The 19,417-nt window shown below is 62.9% G+C and carries 18 protein-coding genes; 11 read left to right on the top strand and 7 right to left on the bottom strand.

The window, feature by feature from the left end; genetic code table 11:
* Nucleotides 1-53: 53 nt before the first annotated feature.
* On the bottom strand, nt 54-1,670 hold the full coding sequence (locus tag RA302_RS02625; RefSeq protein WP_020968269.1) for an ABC transporter substrate-binding protein: 1,617 nt from the start codon (nt 1,668-1,670) through the stop codon (nt 54-56).
* A 364-nt stretch (nt 1,671-2,034) separates the two neighbouring features.
* Between RA302_RS02625 and acs the strand changes: the two genes are divergently transcribed.
* Nucleotides 2,035-3,966 carry an acetate--CoA ligase gene (gene acs / locus RA302_RS02620; RefSeq protein WP_029254340.1) on the top strand — a complete coding sequence of 644 codons (1,932 nt, stop codon included), beginning with the start codon at nt 2,035-2,037 and terminating at the stop codon, nt 3,964-3,966.
* A 37-nt stretch (nt 3,967-4,003) separates the two neighbouring features.
* Here the strand turns inward: acs and RA302_RS02615 are convergent, their stop codons facing one another.
* The gene (locus tag RA302_RS02615) at nt 4,004-4,429 is read right to left on the bottom strand and encodes a MarR family transcriptional regulator (protein WP_166501717.1); all 426 of its coding nucleotides are present in this window, start codon (nt 4,427-4,429) and stop codon (nt 4,004-4,006) included.
* 107 nt (nt 4,430-4,536) lie between these two features.
* Between RA302_RS02615 and RA302_RS02610 the strand changes: the two genes are divergently transcribed.
* The 5 genes from RA302_RS02610 (at nt 4,537) to RA302_RS02590 (ending at nt 10,301) form a co-directional block, all read left to right on the top strand.
* Nucleotides 4,537-5,616, top strand: coding sequence for a substrate-binding domain-containing protein (locus RA302_RS02610; RefSeq protein ID WP_166501716.1), 1,080 nt, complete (start codon nt 4,537-4,539; stop codon nt 5,614-5,616).
* A 110-nt stretch (nt 5,617-5,726) separates the two neighbouring features.
* A complete protein-coding gene (locus RA302_RS02605; protein WP_019746631.1) occupies nt 5,727-6,347 on the top strand; it encodes an AmiS/UreI family transporter in 621 nt (206 codons plus the stop codon).
* A gap of 26 nt (nt 6,348-6,373) precedes the next feature.
* On the top strand, nt 6,374-7,411 hold the full coding sequence (locus RA302_RS02600) for an aliphatic amidase (RefSeq protein WP_019746630.1): 1,038 nt from the start codon (nt 6,374-6,376) through the stop codon (nt 7,409-7,411).
* Between the two features lie 10 nt (nt 7,412-7,421).
* Nucleotides 7,422-8,480 carry an AAA family ATPase gene (locus RA302_RS02595; protein ID WP_166501715.1) on the top strand — a complete coding sequence of 353 codons (1,059 nt, stop codon included), beginning with the start codon at nt 7,422-7,424 and terminating at the stop codon, nt 8,478-8,480.
* A 135-nt stretch (nt 8,481-8,615) separates the two neighbouring features.
* The gene (locus RA302_RS02590; RefSeq protein WP_019746628.1) at nt 8,616-10,301 is read left to right on the top strand and encodes an allantoin permease; all 1,686 of its coding nucleotides are present in this window, start codon (nt 8,616-8,618) and stop codon (nt 10,299-10,301) included.
* 55 nt (nt 10,302-10,356) lie between these two features.
* On the opposite strand, the gene RA302_RS02585 is transcribed toward RA302_RS02590, so the two are convergent.
* Nucleotides 10,357-11,748, bottom strand: a complete 1,392-nt coding sequence (locus RA302_RS02585; protein WP_020968263.1) for an MFS transporter — start codon at nt 11,746-11,748, stop codon at nt 10,357-10,359.
* Between the two features lie 257 nt (nt 11,749-12,005).
* Between RA302_RS02585 and nhaA the strand changes: the two genes are divergently transcribed.
* From nhaA to RA302_RS02570, 3 genes are read left to right on the top strand one after another with little or no spacing between them, the layout of a single operon-like run.
* The gene (gene nhaA / locus RA302_RS02580; RefSeq protein WP_166501714.1) at nt 12,006-13,256 is read left to right on the top strand and encodes a Na+/H+ antiporter NhaA; all 1,251 of its coding nucleotides are present in this window, start codon (nt 12,006-12,008) and stop codon (nt 13,254-13,256) included.
* A complete protein-coding gene (locus RA302_RS02575; RefSeq protein ID WP_019746625.1) occupies nt 13,253-13,762 on the top strand; it encodes a phage holin family protein in 510 nt (169 codons plus the stop codon). The genes nhaA and RA302_RS02575 overlap by 4 nt, the downstream gene beginning before the upstream one ends.
* A 15-nt stretch (nt 13,763-13,777) precedes the next feature.
* On the top strand, nt 13,778-14,713 hold the full coding sequence (locus RA302_RS02570; RefSeq protein ID WP_019746624.1) for an alpha/beta hydrolase: 936 nt from the start codon (nt 13,778-13,780) through the stop codon (nt 14,711-14,713).
* 3 nt (nt 14,714-14,716) lie between these two features.
* On the opposite strand, the gene RA302_RS02565 is transcribed toward RA302_RS02570, so the two are convergent.
* From RA302_RS02565 to nth, 4 genes are read right to left on the bottom strand one after another with little or no spacing between them, the layout of a single operon-like run.
* Complete coding sequence (locus tag RA302_RS02565) at nt 14,717-15,907, bottom strand: MarP family serine protease (RefSeq protein WP_019746623.1); 1,191 nt, start codon at nt 15,905-15,907, stop codon at nt 14,717-14,719.
* On the bottom strand, nt 15,904-16,623 hold the full coding sequence (locus tag RA302_RS02560; RefSeq protein ID WP_019746622.1) for a CoA pyrophosphatase: 720 nt from the start codon (nt 16,621-16,623) through the stop codon (nt 15,904-15,906). The genes RA302_RS02565 and RA302_RS02560 overlap by 4 nt, the downstream gene beginning before the upstream one ends.
* Nucleotides 16,620-17,273 carry a TlpA disulfide reductase family protein gene (locus tag RA302_RS02555; RefSeq protein WP_060939222.1) on the bottom strand — a complete coding sequence of 218 codons (654 nt, stop codon included), beginning with the start codon at nt 17,271-17,273 and terminating at the stop codon, nt 16,620-16,622. The genes RA302_RS02560 and RA302_RS02555 overlap by 4 nt, the downstream gene beginning before the upstream one ends.
* Before the next feature lie 6 nt (nt 17,274-17,279).
* The gene (gene nth, locus RA302_RS02550) at nt 17,280-18,065 is read right to left on the bottom strand and encodes an endonuclease III (protein ID WP_060939223.1); all 786 of its coding nucleotides are present in this window, start codon (nt 18,063-18,065) and stop codon (nt 17,280-17,282) included.
* Between the two features lie 80 nt (nt 18,066-18,145).
* On the opposite strand from nth, the gene RA302_RS02545 reads away from it, so the two are divergent.
* Together RA302_RS02545 and RA302_RS02540 are read left to right on the top strand one after the other, a co-directional pair.
* A complete protein-coding gene (locus RA302_RS02545; protein WP_019746620.1) occupies nt 18,146-18,418 on the top strand; it encodes a hypothetical protein in 273 nt (90 codons plus the stop codon).
* A 255-nt stretch (nt 18,419-18,673) separates the two neighbouring features.
* A complete protein-coding gene (locus RA302_RS02540) occupies nt 18,674-19,348 on the top strand; it encodes a Crp/Fnr family transcriptional regulator (RefSeq protein WP_003943506.1) in 675 nt (224 codons plus the stop codon).
* The last annotated feature ends 69 nt before the right edge of the window (nt 19,349-19,417 follow it).

Genomic DNA, 19,417 nt, shown 5'->3' with positions numbered 1-19,417 from the left:
GCAGGGCGCCTGCCGCCCCGAACTCACGTTTCAGATGCGGATCGTTCTACGCGTCAGTTCTTTTCGATGTCTTCGTAGACCGGAACACCGTTCCAGCTGATGGTCACGTTGGAAACGTTCTCCGACCATCCACTGGCAGCGTTGCGGTACCACGTCGGAACTGCGGGCAGGTCCTTGAGCAGGACTTCCTGGGCCTGATCGAGCAGTTCCTGAGCCTTCGCCTGATCGGTCTGGCCGGCCGATTCGCGCAGGAGGCGGTCGAACTCGGGGTTGGAGTAGTCACCGTCGTTGGAGCTGCCGCCGGTCTGGTAGTTCTGCGCCAGGAAGCCGTACTGCTGCGGGTAGTCGCCCTGCCAACCGGAGCGGAAAGAGCTCTGGATGGTGCGGTCGGTGGCTTCGGTGCGGATCTGAGCGAAGGTGGCGTACTGCTTGCCCTTCGCGTCGATACCGAGGGTGTTGCGGATGCTGTTCGCCGTGGCATCGACCCATTCCTGGTGTCCGCCGTCGGAGTTGTAGGCGATCTCGAAGCTGCCGGACCACGGTGCGATGGCGTCGGCCTTGGCCCAAGCAGCCTTGGCCGCCTCGGGATCGAACTTCACGTTGCTGTTACCGGTCAGCGAGTCGTTCCAGCCCTTGATCGCGGGGCTGGTGAAGTCGAGTGCAGGCGTCCTGGTCTTGTTGAAGATCTGCTGGGTGATCTGATCGCGGTTGATCGCCATCGAGATCGCCTGACGGCGGAGCATGCCCTCTTCACCGCTGAAGTGCGGCAGGCGACCCGGGATCGTGAACGTCTCGATGGTTGCCGACGGCTGGTTGACGGTGCGTCCGGGCAGGTCCGACTCGAAGGTCGTGACGGCGCTCGGAGGAACCTGGTCGAGAACGTCGACGTTGTTGGCCAGGAGATCGGTGTACGCCGTGTCGAGGCTGTTGTACATGATGAAGTCGACGCCGGCGTTCTTCGGCTTACGGTTGCCGTTGTAGTCCGGGTTCACGACGGTGTCGATGCGGACGTTGTGCTGCCACGCGCCGGTTCCGTCGAGCTTGTACGGGCCGTTGCCGATCGGGTTCTCACCGAAGGCGGTCATGTCCTTGAACGCGACCTCGGGCAGCGGGTAGTACGCCGTGAAGCCGAGGCGATCGGGGAACGCCGACTCGGGCTGCTTGAGTTCGATGGTGAAGGTGGAGTCGTCCACAACCTTCAGACCCGACATGGTCTGTGCCGTCGGAACCTCGGCGGCAACTTCGTCGTAGCCCTTGATCGGATCGAAGAACGATGCCTGAAGCTGAGCGTTGGTGGAGAGGGCTCCGTAGTTCCACGCGTCGACGAACGACTTCGCGGTGACGGGGGTGCCGTCCGTGAAGGTCCAGCCGTCCTTGAGCTTGACGGTGAAGTTCTGACCGTCGGTGCTCTCGATGGACTCGGCAACCTCGTTCTCCGTACCGCCGTCTGCGGTGTACGAAACGAGACCGGAGAACAGTGAGTCGAGGACGCGGCCGCCCATGTTCTCACTCGTGTTCGTGGGGATCAACGGGTTCTGAGGCTCGCCCGCCCAGGCGTTGACGACGCCACTGGACGATCCGCCCGACGAATCGCCGGACGAACATGCCGTGATCAGCACTGCCGTCATTCCGAGCGCGACCGCGCCGGTCGCTATGCGTGAGATACGCAAAGGAATTCCTTCCACATCTAAGTGACCCCGAGCATGCTCGCGGCCTGCCGACAGCCGTAACTGCCGGCGTCGTGTCGCCTACAACTGAAAGTGAACGTGACTTCGAGTTGCGGTCGAATAATGGTTTGACAATAGACACATCGAACCCGAAGCGCGCACCGCACCCATTGTTGGAAAATTGGGGGTAATTGAATTCGGACACATTCATTCGTCGGCGGAAGTGACCACCCGTCGCATCGATTCGACCGATCGTCGCAGGACAACGGGTTGCAACGTGATGCAACGGTGCGTTTGAGCGAGCTTGTGACTACCCTCACACGGAGTCAGAAAAGTGTCGATCAATGTGGAAAGAAGGCCGTCAGCCATGACAAGCGCAGCCGAAACAGACGTCCCCCAGGCATATCCGCCGAGCGCAGAGTTCGCTGCGGCCGCCAACGCGGGACCGGAGTTGCAGGCTGCCGCAGATACCGACCGCCTCGCTTTCTGGGCGAATCAGGCTGAGCGCCTTCACTGGCACGAGAAATGGACCGACGTCCTCGACTGGACCGACGCCCCCGTCGCCAAGTGGTTCGTCGGCGGCAAACTCAACGTCGCCTACAACTGCGTCGACCGCCACGTCCTCGCCGGCAACGGCGACCGCGTCGCCATTCACTTCGAAGGCGAACCCGGCGACTCCCGCGACCTGACCTACAACGACCTCCTCGCCGAAGTCAGCCGCGCCGCAAACACTTTCACCGACCTCGGCCTCGTCGCCGGTGACCGCGTCGCGATCTACATGCCGATGATCCCCGAAGCGATCGTCACCATGCTCGCCTGCGCCCGCCTCGGCCTGACGCACTCGGTCGTCTTCGCCGGATTCTCCGCCACTGCCCTACGCTCGCGCATCGACGACGCCCAAGCCAAGCTCGTCGTCACCGTCGACGGCCAGTGGCGACGCGGCGCCGCAGCACCCATCAAAACAGCGGTCGACGAATCCGTCGCCGGCGCCGACTCCGTCCAGAACGTGTTGGTGGTCAACCGGACCGGCATCGACGTCGAGTGGACCGACGGCCGCGACCTGTGGTGGCACGAGACCGTCGCGCAGGCCTCACCTGAGCACGAAGCGCAGGCCTTCGACGCCGAACATCCCCTGTTCATCCTCTACACCTCCGGCACCACCGGTAAGCCCAAGGGCATCATCCACACCTCCGGCGGCTACCTCACCCAGGCGTCGTACACCCACCACAACGTCTTCGATCACAAAGCGGGACAAGACGTCTACTGGTGCACCGCCGACATCGGCTGGGTCACCGGACACTCCTACATCGTCTACGGCCCCCTCTCCAACGGTGTCACCCAGGTCGTCTACGAAGGCACCCCCAACTCCCCGAACGAGCACCGCCACTTCGACATCATCGAGAAGTACGGCGTCTCCATCTACTACACCGCACCCACCCTCGTGCGGACGTTCATGAAGTGGGGCCGGGAAATTCCCGACGCCCACGACTTGTCTTCGATCCGTTTGCTCGGATCTGTGGGCGAGCCCATCAACCCCGAAGCGTGGCGCTGGTTCCGCGACGTCATCGGCGGCAACAAGGCTCCCATCGTCGACACCTGGTGGCAGACCGAGACCGGCGCGATCATGATTTCCCCGCTGCCCGGTATCACCGCCACCAAGCCCGGATCCGCGATGGCACCACTGCCGGGCATTTCCGCGAAGATCGTCGACGACGACGCCAAGCCCCTCGGCCCTGGCGGCAACGGTTACCTCGTCCTCGACGAGCCGTGGCCGGCGATGCTCCGCGGCATCTGGGGCGACATGGACCGCTACCGCGACACCTACTGGTCCCGCTACGCCGAAGAAGGCTGGTACTTCGCCGGTGACGGCGCCAAGTACGACGACGACGGCGCCCTCTGGGTCCTCGGCCGCGTCGACGACGTCATGAACGTCTCCGGTCACCGCATCTCCACCTCCGAGGTGGAGTCAGCACTGGTCAACCATCACGGAGTCGCCGAAGCTGCCGTCGTCGGTGCCGCGGACGAGACCACCGGACAGGGCATCGTCGCGTTCGTCATCCTGCGCGAAGGCGTCGAGAACACCGGTGAGGTTCTGATCGCCGAGCTCAAGGCGCAGGTCTCCACTGACATCAGCCCCATCGCCAAGCCGCGTCAGATCACGATCGTGCCGGAACTGCCGAAAACCCGATCCGGCAAGATCATGCGCCGCCTCCTGCGCGACGTCGCCGAAGGCCGCGACCTCGGAGACACCTCAACCCTGGTCGATCCCAAGGTATTCGACGCAATCCGCGGCAAGTAAGGCCTTCGGCCCCCGTGCGCCTTTCTGGTAGTCCCCACTACCGGAAAGGCGCACAGGGGCGGAGCCCCTCTCGCAACTTCACTTCCTCTTTCGACGTCAGCCAAGACTCCTCGGCCACGCGAATGTCTGCGGCAACCCGCTTGTGCAGAGACTTTCCACGCGAGGAGAGAAACACGCGCACCTTCCGGCGATCGTCCTCACCGACCTCCCGATAGATCAGCGCAAGCGAGACCAACTTGTCCGCGACTCGTGTCAGCGTCGGAGCCGGTGTTCCCGTTCGATCGCGCAACTCAGCCATCGTCAGCCCCTCGGTCGACGCCAGGGCTTCGAGCGTCATCCAGTGATCGAGAGTGAGATTCTCAGCCGCCAGCGTCTTCTCCGCCGCTGCCGCGGCCGTTCGAGCCGCTCGGACCAGCGCGGTCGTCAGCGAAGCATCAAGAATTCCGGAGTCACTTTTTCCCACTGATCGCTCCCCCGCTGTTGCGTACTTCACACTTCTCGGGCAATACTTTCAAATGAAATGATAGTAACCCAGGCCAGGCCGCTGACTTCCGATTCCGGCGGCGACGCATGAGCGCTACCGGCGCGCTCGAACGCGCGCGCAGCGCCGCGTGGCGCCTGGGCATGGTGGTTCCCCTCCAAGGGCCGGCCGGACTGTTCGGTCCGTCGTGTGAGGCGATCAGCGAATTGGCCGCCCGCGACCTCAACAACTCCGGCGGCGTACTGGGACGCGAAGTCCAGATCGAAGTGATCGACGGCGGCGCTTCGCCGGGCGTCGTCGCAGCCCGCGTGCAACAGCTACTCGACGCAGGTGACATCGACGCCGTCAGCGGTTGGCACATCTCCTCGGTCCGCCACGCACTCGCACCGGTGGTCGCAGGCCGTATTCCGTACTCGTACACCTCGCTCTACGAGGGCGGCGAGGTCCGACCAGGAATCTACTGTTCGGGCGAAACACCACGACAGCAGATCGCGCCGGCACTGAAGTGGCTGCGCGACAACGTCGGAGCGCGCAAGTGGTTCGTCGTCGGCGACGACTACATCTGGCCTCACAGCTCGCTCGGGGCCGTGAGGCAATTCGCCACCGAACTCGACCTCACCCTGGTCGGCGGTTCGTTTGTCGATCTGGGGCGCGGCAACATGAAGCAGTTGGTCGAGACCGTCTCGAACTCCGGTTGCGACGGCGTGATCATGCTCCTCGTCGGGCAGGACGCCGTCGACTTCAACCGAACCTTCGCCCGCCGAGGCCTCGACGAGTCGATGATCCGGTTCAGCCCGTTGATGGAAGAAAACATGCTGCTCGCAAGCGGCCCCCGCGCAACCCGGAACCTGTTTGCGTCGGCAGCGTACTTCCGCTCGATGGTCGACGGTAACTCCATGGACCTGCTCGGGCGCTACATCGCACTGCACGGCGCGCACGCTCCGGCACTGAACAACGCTGCCGAGTCGTGTTACGAAGGGATACATACCCTTTCGGCCCTGGTTCGACGCGCCGACAGCACCCACCCGCACGCCCTGGACGCCGTCGTCGAAGGCGCCGCATACGACGGACCTCGCGGAACCGTCGAGTTTCGCGATCGCGTTGCACGACAGAAGATTCAGCTGGCCGTCGCCGACGGACTCGACTTCTCGATCATCGCCACCCTCTGAAACCTTCCCCTGAGATCCACCTCTTGACTTCTGTGGCGCGCATCACTTAGTTTCATTTGGAATCATTTCATTTGAAAGTAACCCGTCCCGAAAGTAACCGGAGGTGCCCGATGGGCAGTGTTGGTTTGCTTTACGTGGGAGCCGTCCTCTTCGTCAACGGACTGATGCTGCTCGGCACAGTTCCCGTTCGATCCGCCTCGGTCCTCAACCTCTTCGTCGGCGCACTTCAATGCGTCGTCCCCACCGTTTTGTTGATTCAGGCACAGGGAGATTCGAGCGCCGTCCTGGCGGCCTCAGGTCTCTACCTGTTCGGATTCACCTACCTCTACGTAGGAATCAGCAATCTCGCCGGCTTCGAACCGGAAGGAATCGGGTGGTTCTCACTGTTCGTCGCGTGCGCCGCGCTCGTGTACTCCTTCCTCTCGTTCACGGTGAGCAACGACCCCGTCTTCGGGGTCATCTGGCTCGCATGGGCAGCACTGTGGACGCTGTTCTTCCTGGTGCTCGGCCTCGGCCGCGAGAACCTCAGCCGCTTCACCGGCTGGGCAGCAGTCCTGCTGAGCCAGCCCACCTGCACTGTTCCTGCCTTTCTGATCCTGACCGACAACTTCCACACCACACCCGCGGTAGCCGCCGGTTGGGCCGGAGCGCTTCTGGTTCTCCTCGGCCTGGCCAAGATCCTCGCCGCACCCAAAGCCGCAGTTCCCCAGACTCATCCAGTCTTCAACTGATCCACACAACCAAGGAGTGAAAGACAATGCGACACGGTGACATCTCCTCGAGCAACGACACGGTCGGCGTAGCAGTAGTCAACTACAAGATGCCCCGCCTGCACGATCGCGCCGGAGTTCTCGAGAACGCGCGCAAGATCGCCGACATGATGATCGGCATGAAGACCGGACTCCCCGGAATGGATCTGGTGGTATTCCCCGAATACTCCACGCAGGGAATCATGTACAACGAAGAGGAGATGTATGCGACAGCGGCAACCATCCCCGGTGACGAGACCGCAATCTTTTCCGCCGCTTGCCGCGAGGCCGATACCTGGGGAATCTTCTCCATCACCGGTGAACAGCACGAAGACCACCCGAACAAGCCGCCGTACAACACGTTGATTCTCATCGACAACAAGGGCGAAATCGTTCAGAAGTACCGAAAGATCCTGCCCTGGTGCCCCATCGAAGGGTGGTACCCCGGCGACACCACGTACGTATCCGAGGGTCCCAAGGGCCTGAAGATCTCGCTCATCATCTGCGACGACGGCAACTACCCGGAGATCTGGCGTGACTGCGCGATGAAGGGTGCAGAACTCATCGTCCGCTGCCAGGGCTACATGTACCCCGCCAAGGACCAGCAGGTGATGATGTCCAAGGCAATGGCCTGGGCCAACAATTGTTATGTGGCAGTTGCCAATGCAGCCGGATTCGACGGCGTCTACTCCTACTTCGGACACTCCGCGATCATCGGGTTCGACGGTCGGACGCTAGGTGAGACCGGAGAGGAGGAATACGGAATCCAGTACGCGCAGTTGTCCGTCTCAGCCATTCGCGACGCACGCGAGAACGATCAGTCCCAGAACCACATCTTCAAGCTCCTCCACCGCGGATACTCCGGTGTCCACGCAGCAGGTGACGGAGACAAGGGCGTCGCTGACTGCCCGTTCGAGTTCTACAAGCTGTGGGTCACCGATGCCCAGAAGGCTCAGGAACGCGTCGAGGCCATCACCCGAGACACAGTAGGCGTAGCGGACTGCCGCGTCGGAAACCTGCCGGTCGAGAAGACAATCGAAGTTTAAGGATCTCGCTGTGCCGTATATCACCGACATGCTCCATGACCGGAACAGTTCAGCACCACCACCACCGGCCGAGGAACGATCCGAACCCGTACCGGTCGGGGCCTTCGACGCTCGCAATCTCTCGAAAGCCCTCAGTTCCAAGATCGTCGGACAACAGGCCGCCGTCGACGCAGTGGTTCGGGCGATTTCGATCGCGCATGTCGGTGCCACGGATCCGACGCGTCCGCTCGCCAACATCCTTCTGGTCGGCCCCACCGGCGTCGGCAAGACGGAGTTGGTGCGGCGCGTGGCCGCGGAACTCCGGTCCGGGCCCGACGATCTGTGCCGCATCGACATGAATGCTCTTGCGCAAGAGCATTATGCGGCGTCGTTCTCCGGGGCACCGCCTGGGTACGCCGGCAGCAAGGAGTCCTTCACACTGTTCGACAAGAACACCGTCGAGGGCGATCCGTACACCCCCGGAATCGTCCTGTTCGACGAAGTGGAGAAGGCCGACCCCACCGTTCTACGTGCGCTCCTGCAGGTCCTCGACAACGGCGAACTCCGGTTGGCGAACGGTCAGCAGAAGATCTCGTTCCGCAACAGCTACGTGTTCCTGACCTCGAATCTCGGTTCTGCTGCGGTGGCGGAACGTCGACGGTCCCGGGTGCGGCAGCTCGCCGATCGCGTCCGGATCGATCGACCACACCATGGTCACCACTTGGTGCAGCGCGCTCTCGAGAAGTTCTTCGATCCCGAGTTCTTCAACCGCATCGACGAAACCGTGATCCTCGACGAGTTCGACGAACAGACCGCAGAACAAGTGACCCGGCTCGAGATCGAACTGATCACGACTCGGTTGGCCAGGAGAGGCGTCGACGTCGACGTGGACGACAGCGCCGTCGCTCTGTTGCAACGGCGCGGATTCGATCCGGTGTACGGAGCACGTGGCCTGCGTCGGACCATCCGAAACGTCTTGGCCGACCCGGTGGCCGCCGCCGTTCTCGACCTACGACCAGTCGGGACGCAGCCACTCGCCTTGCAGGCGCGGGCAGTTGGTGATCAGATACAGGTAAAGAAAGTCCCATGAGTGCTCGCTCACGTTGCGGATCGAATCCGCAACGTGGGCGACACATTTCAAACATGTCCGCGTAACGCCACCTCCCTAGGTTGGGTGCCTGCACCACAAAGTGCACATGCACAGGCACCCAGGGGAAGTGACGTCATGACAGCAGTGAACGAGCAGGTGTCCGCCGGCGCACCGGACAGGGCAGATCTCGGTGAGAACGCCGCACTGAAGGAGACTCTGGAGGACTACACCCTCCGATTTGCGCCACGCAGCTACCGCAAATGGGGAACCGGCGTCGTCGCGACCTCCGCACTCGGCGGAATCGCGTATCTCGCAGACTTCTCGATCGGCGCCAACATCGGCATCTCGTACGGCACCGGTAACGCATTGCTGGGGATCGCCGTGTTTGCCGTCGTCATCATGGCCACCGGCTTCCCACTCGCCTACTACGCCGCGCGATACAACATCGACCTCGATTTGATCACGCGCGGAAGCGGTTTCGGCTACTACGGCTCGGTGGTCACCAACGTCATCTTCGCGACGTTCACCTTCATCTTCTTCGCGCTCGAAGGTTCCATCATGGCCCAGGGTTTGAAACTGGGGCTCGGGATCCCACTCTCGATCGGCTACGCGGTCTCGACCCTGATGGTCATTCCACTGGTCATCTACGGAATGAAGGCTCTGGCAAAGCTCCAAGTGTGGACGACGCCTCTGTGGCTCGTCATGATGGTGCTGCCGTTCCTGTATCTGCTGTTCAAGCACCCAGATTCGGTGAGCGCGTTCTTCGCCTTCGGCGGTGAGGACGGCGCAAACGGCAAGGGCGTCAACTTCGGATCGGTGATGCTGGCCGCGGGTGTCTGCCTGTCGCTGATCGCACAGATCGCCGAGCAGATCGACTACCTACGCTTCATGCCGCCCAAGACGCCGGAGAACACCCGTCGTTGGTGGGCTGCAGTAATTCTCGCGGGGCCCGGCTGGGTCATCTTCGGCGCGTTCAAGCAGATCGTCGGACTGTTCCTCGCCGTGTACATCATCGCGAACGTCGTCGACGGATCTTCGATCGCCAACCAGCCCGTGCACCAGTTTCTCGAGATCTACCAGGACATGATGCCGCACTGGCTGGCCATGACCCTTGCCGTGATCCTCGTGGTCATCAGCCAGATCAAGATCAACGTCACCAACGCGTACTCCGGCTCACTGGCCTGGACCAACTCGTACACTCGCGTCACCAAGACCTACCCGGGACGCATGATCTTCGTTCTGGTCAACCTGGCGATCGCACTGATCTTGATGGAAGCCAACATGTTCGACTTCCTCAACACGATCCTGGGCTTCTACGCCAACTGCGGTATCGCCTGGGTCGTGGTCGTCGCCTCCGACATCGCGATCAACAAGTACTGGTTGAAGCTCTCCCCGAAGGTCCCCGAGTTCCGACGCGGAATGCTCTACGACGTCAACCCCGTCGGCTTCGTGTCGATGCTGCTGGCCGCGGGTATTTCGATCCTGGTGTTCTTCGGTGCTTTCGGTTCGGCGATCAAGCCGTTCTCCCCGATCGTCGCGATCGTCATCGCACTGGTGATGCCGCCGGTCCTCGCCGTCGCCACCAAGGGCAAGTACTACCTGCGGCGCACCGACGACGGCATCGACCTGCCGATGTTCGACGAGTACGGGAACCCCTCCGGCGAAACGCTTCTGTGCTGCGTCAGCGGCATCGAGTTCGAGCGACCCGACATGCTCGCGTCGAACGTTCCCGGCCCCAACGGCGAGAAGCAGTACATCAGTTCCTTGGCCTTGAGCACCGACAAGACCGGTGAGCACGTCCTGCCTGCTCAGCTTCCCTGACAACTGCTGTGCGCCTTTATTAACCGCCGGGGGTTAATAAAGGCGCACAGCAGGGTTATGCCCCTACATCGTCTAGCGACTCACCCTTTGTCTCGCGCATGACCAGCAGCGCAACAAAAGTCAGCGTCGCAGCTACGAGGAGGTAGATGCCGACCCAGCCGACGCCGTAGTTCTTCGCGAGGTAGACGGCGATGAACGGCGCCACCGCAGCGCCCAGAATGCTGGCGGTGTTGTACGCGATTCCCGAGCCCGTGTAGCGGACGTTGGTCGGGAAGAGTTCCGGGAGAACGGCACTCATCGGCCCAAAGGTCAGGCCCATGAGCAGCATGCCCACGATGAGGAACGCCAACATACGACCGTCGTTCATTCCGTCCGGTTCGAGGAACACGCCGAAGGTCAAGCCGAACACCATGATCAGGCCGGTGATGATCAGCAGCGTGATGCGACGCCCGTAACGGTCCGCAAGCCAACCCGAGACCGGCACGGCAGCAGCGAAGAACACGACTGCGATGAGCTGCAGAACAAGGAAATCGGTGTACTTGAAGCCGGCGCCCGTTCCACCGTCGGCCGCCGTCTTGCCGGTTCCGTGGCTGAGCACCCAGGTGGTCATGATGTAGAAGAGCGTGTACGTCGCGAGCATCACGAACGTACCGATGATCAGCTGACGCCAGCTGGTCTTGAATACCTCGGCGACCGGGGTCTTGACCTTCTCGCCGCGCTCGACTGCGCGCGCGAACACCGGGGTCTCTTCGAGCTTGAGCCTGACGTACAGGCCGATCATCACCATGATTGCGCTGAGCAGGAACGGAATTCGCCACCCCCAGCTCAGGAAGGCACCTTCGAGGTCCGGGCTGGAATTGTCGTGGTTCATGAACAACGTGATGATCAGGAACAGTCCGTTGGCCATGAAGAAGCCGATGGGTGCACCGAGCTGCGGCCACATCGCCGCCCAGGCCCGCTTGCCTTCCTTGGCCGTCTCGGTCGCGAGCAGAGCCGCGCCAGACCATTCGCCGCCGAGTCCGAGGCCCTGGCAGAAACGCATGAGCGCCAACAGCGCCGGGGCCAGTAGACCGATCTGGTGATAAGTGGGCAGCAGTCCGATGAGGAAGGTCGCGATGCCCATCGTCAGCAGCGAGCCGACCAGAGTTGCCTTGCGTCCGACGCGGTCACCGAAGTGTCCGAAGAGAATCGAGCCGAGGGGACGGGCGACAAACGCGAGTCCGAACGTCGCCAACGACGCGAGAAGCGCGGTGGTGTCGTTGCCCTTCGGGAAGAACAGGTGCGGGAACACCGATACTGCCGCTGTTGCATAGATGTAGAAGTCGTAGAACTCGATGGACGTACCCACCATGCTGGCAACCACGATTCGGCTGCGCGGCACTCCGGCGACGGTATCTGCGTCGCCGCCCTCCGGCTTGGGTGGGTTCTCACTGACTGACGTGCTCAAAACATGCTCCTGCGCCGTTATACGAAAATTGTCCAATTTGTGGGATGGTGTCCCAATCAGTAGGAATTGAACACCCGCGGGGTTTTCCGGCGCAAATTCGGTTCGCTAATTCGGCTCAGCGAGCAATCCGCGATAAAATCCCGTAAAGGTGAGCCGGGAAGTCTGGTCGGCACGTGCATTCGATGCTTTACAACGTCGATCACGTTCATGTCTGTTGCATCCGAACTCGGGTGCACGAACAAAGGTCGTCCCCACGCGTGATCTCCACTTTGCGTTCCGAACTGTCCCGCTATCTCCGCACCGAAACGGTGGGCGGATCGATACTGCTCATCGCCGCTGCCGTCGCTCTGATCTGGGTGAACTCACCTTTCGGTGAGAGCTACATCGCACTGCGCGACTTCCAGATCGGCCCGTCTGCACTCCATCTGGACCTCAGCCTTGGCACCTGGGCGCAAGACGGACTGCTTGCCGTCTTCTTCTTCGTCGCCGGCCTCGAACTCAAACGCGAACTGGTGGTCGGCGAGCTCGCGGACCGCAAAGCCGCGATGCTCCCGATCATCGCGGCGTGCGGCGGCGTCCTGGTCCCCGCGATCATCGCGGCGTCCATCGGCTTCGGCACTCCAGGTATGGACAAGGGCTGGGCCATTCCCGTCGCGACGGACATCGCTTTTGCCCTCGGCGTGCTCGCTCTCACCGGATCGAAGATCCCCGCAAGCGCCCGAGTCTTCCTGCTCAGCCTGGCCGTCGTCGACGATCTGCTCGCCATCATCCTCATCGCCGTACTGTTCACCGGCTCCCTCGCGATGTTGTGGCTGCTGACCGCGGCCGCAGCCCTCGCTGTCTACGCCTACGCCCAGCACAAGCGCATCACGACGCCGTTCCTCTACGTCCCGCTGGCACTACTGACCTGGTACGCGATGCACGAAGCGGGGATACACGCCACACTCGCGGGCGTCGCGCTCGGCCTACTCACCCGTGTCAGGCGCGATCCGGACGAGGAGTACGCGCCGGGCAGCCGCCTCGAGCACCGCATTCAGCCGTACTCCGCAGGCTTCTGCGTCCCCGTCTTCGCACTGTTCGCCTCCGGTGTTCCGATCAACGCCGCGGTACTCGGCGACATTTTCACCGACCCCGTCGGGCAATCGGTTGTCGTCGGCCTTCTGGTCGGAAAGACCGTCGGAATCTTCGGAATTTCCCTGCTCGCGATCAAATTGGGCATAGCCACCAAGCCCAAGACACTGGAATTGAGAGACATGTTTGCCCTCTCAGTTCTCGGTGGCATCGGGTTCACCGTTAGCCTGCTTGTAGCAGACCTCGCATTGGACGGGGTCGGCGATGGCAGCGAGGCCGAGATAGCGAAGGCCGCAGTTCTCGTGACATCGTTGGTGGCATCGCTGATCGGATCAGCGCTGCTGTGGCGACGTGGACGAGTTCATGCGGCTCGAGACGACGCTTCCACCGCCATTGCCACGAACGCGAGAGAACTACCTGGAGAGGTCGACAAGTGAGCTTGACCAACGGAGAGAGCCAGCGCTTCACCGGAGATGGAGTACCGAACACGGTCTCGTCCATCCCTCTCACCGATGTGGACGCCCGCACGCCGGGTGAGGCCACCATCGGGGCCCTCGTCAAGGACGCGACCGCACAGGTCTCCACCCTCGTGCGCGCCGAGGTTGAACTTGCCAAGGCCGAGGTCACGGGCGAGGTCAAGAAGGGTCTGCAGGGCAGTGTCTTCTTCATCTTGGCCTTCACGGTTCTGCTGTTCAGCTCGTTCTTCTTCTTTTTCTTCCTGGCCGAGATGCTCGATACCTGGGTGCCGCGCTGGCTGGCGTTCCTCATCGTCTTCCTGATCATGGTGGTGACCACCGCGATTCTGGCGCTGCTCGGTTATCTGCGTGTGCGCAAGCTGAGGGCTCCGGAGAAGACGATCGAATCGCTCAAGCAGGCCAAGAACGTCCTTCCCGGCAGCCATGACGACGCAAAGCCGTCTGTCGATTTCAACGCGCGCCGGTAGCGAGTCTGATCGAAAGTGGCAGCCCCAGATCCATCCACCGTCAGGTTCGACGGCCCCTGGATTCACCGGGACATTCACGCCAACGGCATCCGGTTTCACGTCGTCGAGGTAGGCGACGCGGAGCCGGATGCTCCGTTGGTGGTCCTGTTGCACGGATTCGCCGATTTCTGGTGGTCCTGGCGCCATCAGTTGACGGCACTGTCGGAGCAGGGATTCCGCGTCGTCGCCATGGATCTTCGTGGATACGGCGATTCCGACAAGCCCCCTCGCGGCTACGACGGTTGGACGCTCGCCGGTGACGTAGCCGGTCTCATTCGTGCGATGGGTTACGGCAAGGCCACGCTGATCGGTCATGCCGACGGCGGGTTGGTGTGCTGGGCGACCGCGCTCCTGCATCCACGCCTGGTGCGGTCGATCGCGTTGATCTCGTCGCCACACCCGATGGCACTCAAGAAAGCAGTCGTGCGCGACCCATATCAGCGCCGCGCGCTTTTGCCCTCGTTCCTGGCCTATCAGGTACCGCTGCGCCCGGAACGTCGGTTAACGGCCGACAACGGCGCCGAGGTGGAGCGTCTGGTTCGCTCGCGGTCCGGCCCCACCTGGCCGCAGCAACCCGAGTTCGCGGACGTGATGACCAAGATGCGGGCCGCGATCCGGATCCCGGGCGTCGCGCATTCCACGCTGGAGTACCAGCGCTGGGCCTTCCGCAGCCAGCTCCGGCCCGAGGGTCGTCGTTTCATGCGTTTGATGGATCAGGTTCTTCGCATTCCGATCGTCCAGATTCACGGCGAACTCGACCCGTACGTGCTCACCCGTACCGTGCGGCGCGACAAGCATTGGGCTCCCGGCGAAAAACTGCGCACCATTGCCGGAGTTGGTCACTACGCGCATCAGGAAGCCCCCGAGCGCGTCAACCGCGAACTCGAGGACTTCCTCCTTACAGAGAAGTGACCGCTACAGAATGCAGGCGCCTGTCGGCACCGGCGTCGACGCCGAGGCAGCCGCGTTCAACTGGCGCGATACTTCCTGGGCGGTGAGGACGAATCCGGTGTCGCTGTCGTCGACGGCAGCACCGAACACGACGCCGAGGACGCGCCCCTGATCGTCGACCATCGGCCCACCAGAGTTGCCCTGCCTGATGGATCCGCGGACGGTGTAGACCTCACGTTGAGTGGTTCCGGCCTTGTAGATGTCCGGTCCGTTCAGGTTCAGGACCTCACGAACGCGGGCTGCGCTGGCAGTGTACGGACCGCCGCCGGGGTAACCGAGCACCAACGCGTTGTCGCCGGTCTGAGCCTGCTCCGGAGCAAACGGCAGCACCGGTGCGTCCAGTCCGGGAACCGCCAGAATCGCGATGTCGACGGCGGAGTCGAAGAGAACCACCTGCGCGGGCAGCGCGCCCTCCATGGTGTCCACCGTGATGCTCTCTGTTCCGGCAACCACGTGTGCGTTGGTCATGACGCGTTCGGGAGCGACGATGAATCCGGATCCCTCGAGCGCGCGCTGGCAACTCGGTGCGACGCCGTTGATGCGTAGAACACTCGGACGCAACTGCGCCGCCAACGGACTGGCCAGAACGCTCGCGTCGGGTGCTTCGACCTCGGTGATGGGCGTACGCCCGAACGGGCCGATGACGTCCGGCAGGCCGGAGGTGTCGAGCAACGCCGAAAACTCCGTCGGGATGCGGCGCAGCCACTGCGGCGCCAGTTCGTCCACGCTGGCGAGAACATCCGAACCACGAACAGCGGCGGCAATATTCGGCTGCGACGAAGAAGTGAGCGGAATCGCGAGCAACCACGCCGCGACCACGACGGCCACCGCCTGTAGACCCGCACCGATGACGCTGTCGACGGATCGCGCCGTCGGACTGTGCATTCCGCTGCGCGCCGCGCGTCCGAGCACCATGCCGGCGACTTCGCCGATGATGACCAACACCACGATCAGCGAGATGCCCGCGAGGATGCGCAGCTTGCCTTCGGTGACGTGTACGAGCAGGTGTGGCGCCAACAGAATTCCGGCGACGGCACCGAGGATCACGCCGACAAACGCCAACGCCGACGCCACCGCACCCTGACGCCATCCGGACGTGGCCGCGATGAGGGCGACCAGAACGATGGCGATGTCCACCCAACGAGAACCTGTCATCGCGGCACCGCCGAATCCTCGACACCTTCACCGAACTCGGACAGCGCTGTGTCCAGGTCTCTCACGTCCTCGTAGTTCCACGGAATCTCCCAGCCCGACACCGTGAACAGCGCCGCGAGGATTCCTGCTGTGAACCCCCAGACCAGCATGCCGTCGGCGCGGAACGCCGGGCCCTGGTATCCGAGGGGATGGCGAACCTGAAACCGGTTGTCGGGGTCGAGCAACGTGCGCAGCGGCACCCTGGCCACCCGTCCGACCTCGCCCTCGTCCTGAATGCCCACCGTCGTCGGCTGCTCCCAGTAGCCGAGCACCGGCGTCACGTCGAAACCCGACGGCGGGATGAAGATCTCCGGCAGCACGGTGAGCGGCTGAACTCCGCTCGGATCGAGCCCGGTCTCCTCCTGCGCTTCACGCAGCGCGGTGCCGATGGGGCCGTCGTCGCCCGGATCGGCGGCGCCGCCCGGGAATGCGACCTGTCCACTGTGCTGACGCATCGTCGACGCCCGTTGGGTCAGCAACACGTCTGCGCCCTCCGGCAAGCCGCCGACGGCGAGAGGGTCTGCCTCACGCGGTCCGCCGAAGAGCACGAGCACCGCGGCCGGACGCGTCACGGTGCCGCGCGGCGCGCGACGCTCGAGGACGGGGTTGATCCGGTGTGGATCGGTGGGCTCGGTGCTGGCGACAGCTCGCAACCACTCGGGAACCGGTGTGCTCATACGACGACTCCCAGATATTGCGCCGCAGCGGCGGCGATTTCGTCCGCACTGCGGAAAGGTTGAGGCAAGACCTTGGCGACTGTTCCATCCGCGCGCACGAGCACCGACACCGGCAGCACCGGCGGTGCGCCCACTGCGATCCGTACCTTGCCGTCACCGTCCTGGACGCCAGGCAAACGCACCGAGTAGTCGATGAGTCGCGTCAAAGCGTTCTCCTGATTCGGATCCGAATGCACCGTCAGAACGTTGATGCTGCCCTCGGCGCGCTCCGCGAATTCCTGAAGGTACGGAAGCTCTTCGGCGCATGGCGCGCACCAGTACGCCCACAAGTTGAGCAGAGTCGGTTTTCCGCCGACCGCTGCGGCAAGGTCGACGGGCCGACCGTCTGACACGCAGTCGAGGGTGATTCCGGCCAGCGCCGAGCCGGCCGGAGCTTCGCCCGTCGGAGTCGGACAGGGAGCCAGTGAGGCCTGGCTACGGAGTTGATCGAGCGATTCCGACGACGGAGTGAACGTCGGCGGCTGATACGCGGACGACGACGGACCCGTGGACGTGGGCGTCGTGTCGTCTCCCCCGCGCGGCCAGATCGCCACGACGAGAGCCGCGACGACCAACAGCGCAGCGAGAGACCATCTTCCAGCACTTGTCATCGGCGATCACAACCCTGCCAGGGCGAGCAGATGGTCGGTCTCGGGGCCTTTCACCAGGGCCGCGGCCTCGGTTTTGTCGGTCGGGCCGAGTCCGTACGACGGGCAGTCCTTGGCGAGAACGCACACCCCGCACGCGGGCTTGCGCGCGTGGCAGACCCGTCGGCCGTGAAAGATCACGCGGTGCGAGAGCAGTGTCCATTCCTTACGTTCGATCAGTTCCCCGACGGCGTGTTCCACCTTGACGGCATCTTCTTCCTCGGTCCACTTCCACCGGCGCACGAGCCGACCGAAGTGGGTGTCGACGGTGATTCCCGGGATGTCGAAGGCATTGCCCAGCACGACGTTCGCGGTCTTGCGTCCGATGCCTGGGAGTTTCACCAGATCTTCGAGCTTGTTCGGGACCTGACCGTCGTGGCGTTCGAGTAGCGCCTGACCGAGGCCGATCAACGACGTCGTCTTGTTCCGGTAGAAGCCGGTGGAGCGGATGTACTCCTCTAGTTCGGTCCGATCGGCTTCCGCGTATGCCTTCGCGTCGGGATAGCGGGCGAAGAGCGCCGGCGTGACCATGTTGACGCGGACGTCAGTGCATTGCGCCGACAGGATTGTCGCCACTGCCAGTTCCAACGGAGTCGTGAAGTCGAGTTCGCAATACACGTGCGGGAAAGCCACAGCGAGCTCGCGATTCATCCGACGCGCCCGGCGTACCAATCCGAGGTGTGATTCTTCCTTCCGCGCACCCCCCGAACGCGGTTTCTTCCGCTGCTCTGAACTGCCTGTCGGGGTGGTCTGCACTCAGACAACTGTACGGATACGACATGAGTGGAGACTCCGTCGTGTCGATTCTGAGACCTTCGACGTGTTTACTTCCCCCTATGCAAGGACTCGCAGTAATTCTCTTTCCGCTACTGCTGATGCTCTTTGCCCTGGCGATGGAACGAGTCGAAGGGCGATTGCGTCGGCTCTCGGTTCAAGAGCACGAAGTAGAAGACTTCCTCGATCAGGCAAGTCACGACGACGTCGCCCGCCTGGCAAGCGATGGGTTTCCCCATGCGTTCGCTCGCTTCCACCGGAAGCGGAAGGGCCGCCAGTCGGAGGCTCCCGAGAGCGCCAGCCTGGGCGAAATCCGGACACAACGGGCAAGTTGACGGCCATACAAAGTAGTCACCGCAGCGGATTCCGGAAGAATTTTCGGCTCTTACGTGGCATCAATCACTCGTCGCGAGCTATCGGGACGTAGACTTCGATGCCGTACCTGTTGCATTGAACACAGATTGCATTGGACACAGTGTCTCACTCATGAGGGCTGAGCCTGTGTACGACGGTTTGTGCGCAGCGCGGGTACAAAGATAGTTAGCGCAAAAATGACACCACAAACGAACAAATCCCAACAAGGAGCGCACGTGGACGACGTCCTGGCAAGAGCCGGCATCTTCCAAGGAGTCGAGCCCTCAGCGGTAGCGGCGCTGACAAAGCAGCTGCAGCCCGTCGACTTCCCCCGTGGACATGTCATCTTCAACGAAGGTGAACCCGGTGACCGCCTGTACATCATCGTGTCCGGCAAGGTGAAGATCGGTCGACGCTCACCCGACGGTCGCGAGAACCTACTGACGATCATGGGCCCGTCCGACATGTTCGGCGAACTGTCCATCTTCGACCCCGGCCCCCGCACCTCGACGGCTACGACCGTCACCGAGGTTCGCGCCGTGAGCATGGACCGCGACGCTCTCAAGGCATGGATCCAGCAGCGCCCCGAGATCGCCGAGCAGCTGCTGCGCGTTCTCGCCCGCCGACTGCGTCGTACCAACAACACCCTGGCCGACCTGATCTTCACGGACGTTCCCGGCCGTGTGGCCAAGGCGCTCCTGCAGCTCGCGCAGCGCTTCGGCACTCAGGAAGGTGGCGCCCTGCGCGTCACTCACGACCTCACGCAGGAAGAGATCGCCCAGCTCGTCGGCGCTTCCCGCGAGACCGTCAACAAGGCGCTCGCCGATTTCGCACACCGCGGATGGCTGCGCCTCGAAGGCAAGAGCGTTCTGATCTCGGATTCCGAGCGTCTGGCTCGTCGCGCCCGCTAGTTTCTTCCTTCTCGACTCTTTCGGCCGCTCCCACTTCGGTGGGGGCGGCCGAAGTCATTCCCTGGACTC

It is taken from the genome of Rhodococcus sp. DN22 (assembly GCF_036669995.1).
Classification (GTDB): Bacteria; Actinomycetota; Actinomycetes; order Mycobacteriales; family Mycobacteriaceae; genus Rhodococcus_F; species Rhodococcus_F erythropolis.
Note: the sequence above shows the minus strand (reverse complement) of the source record. Positions and strands in the feature narration are given on the sequence as shown.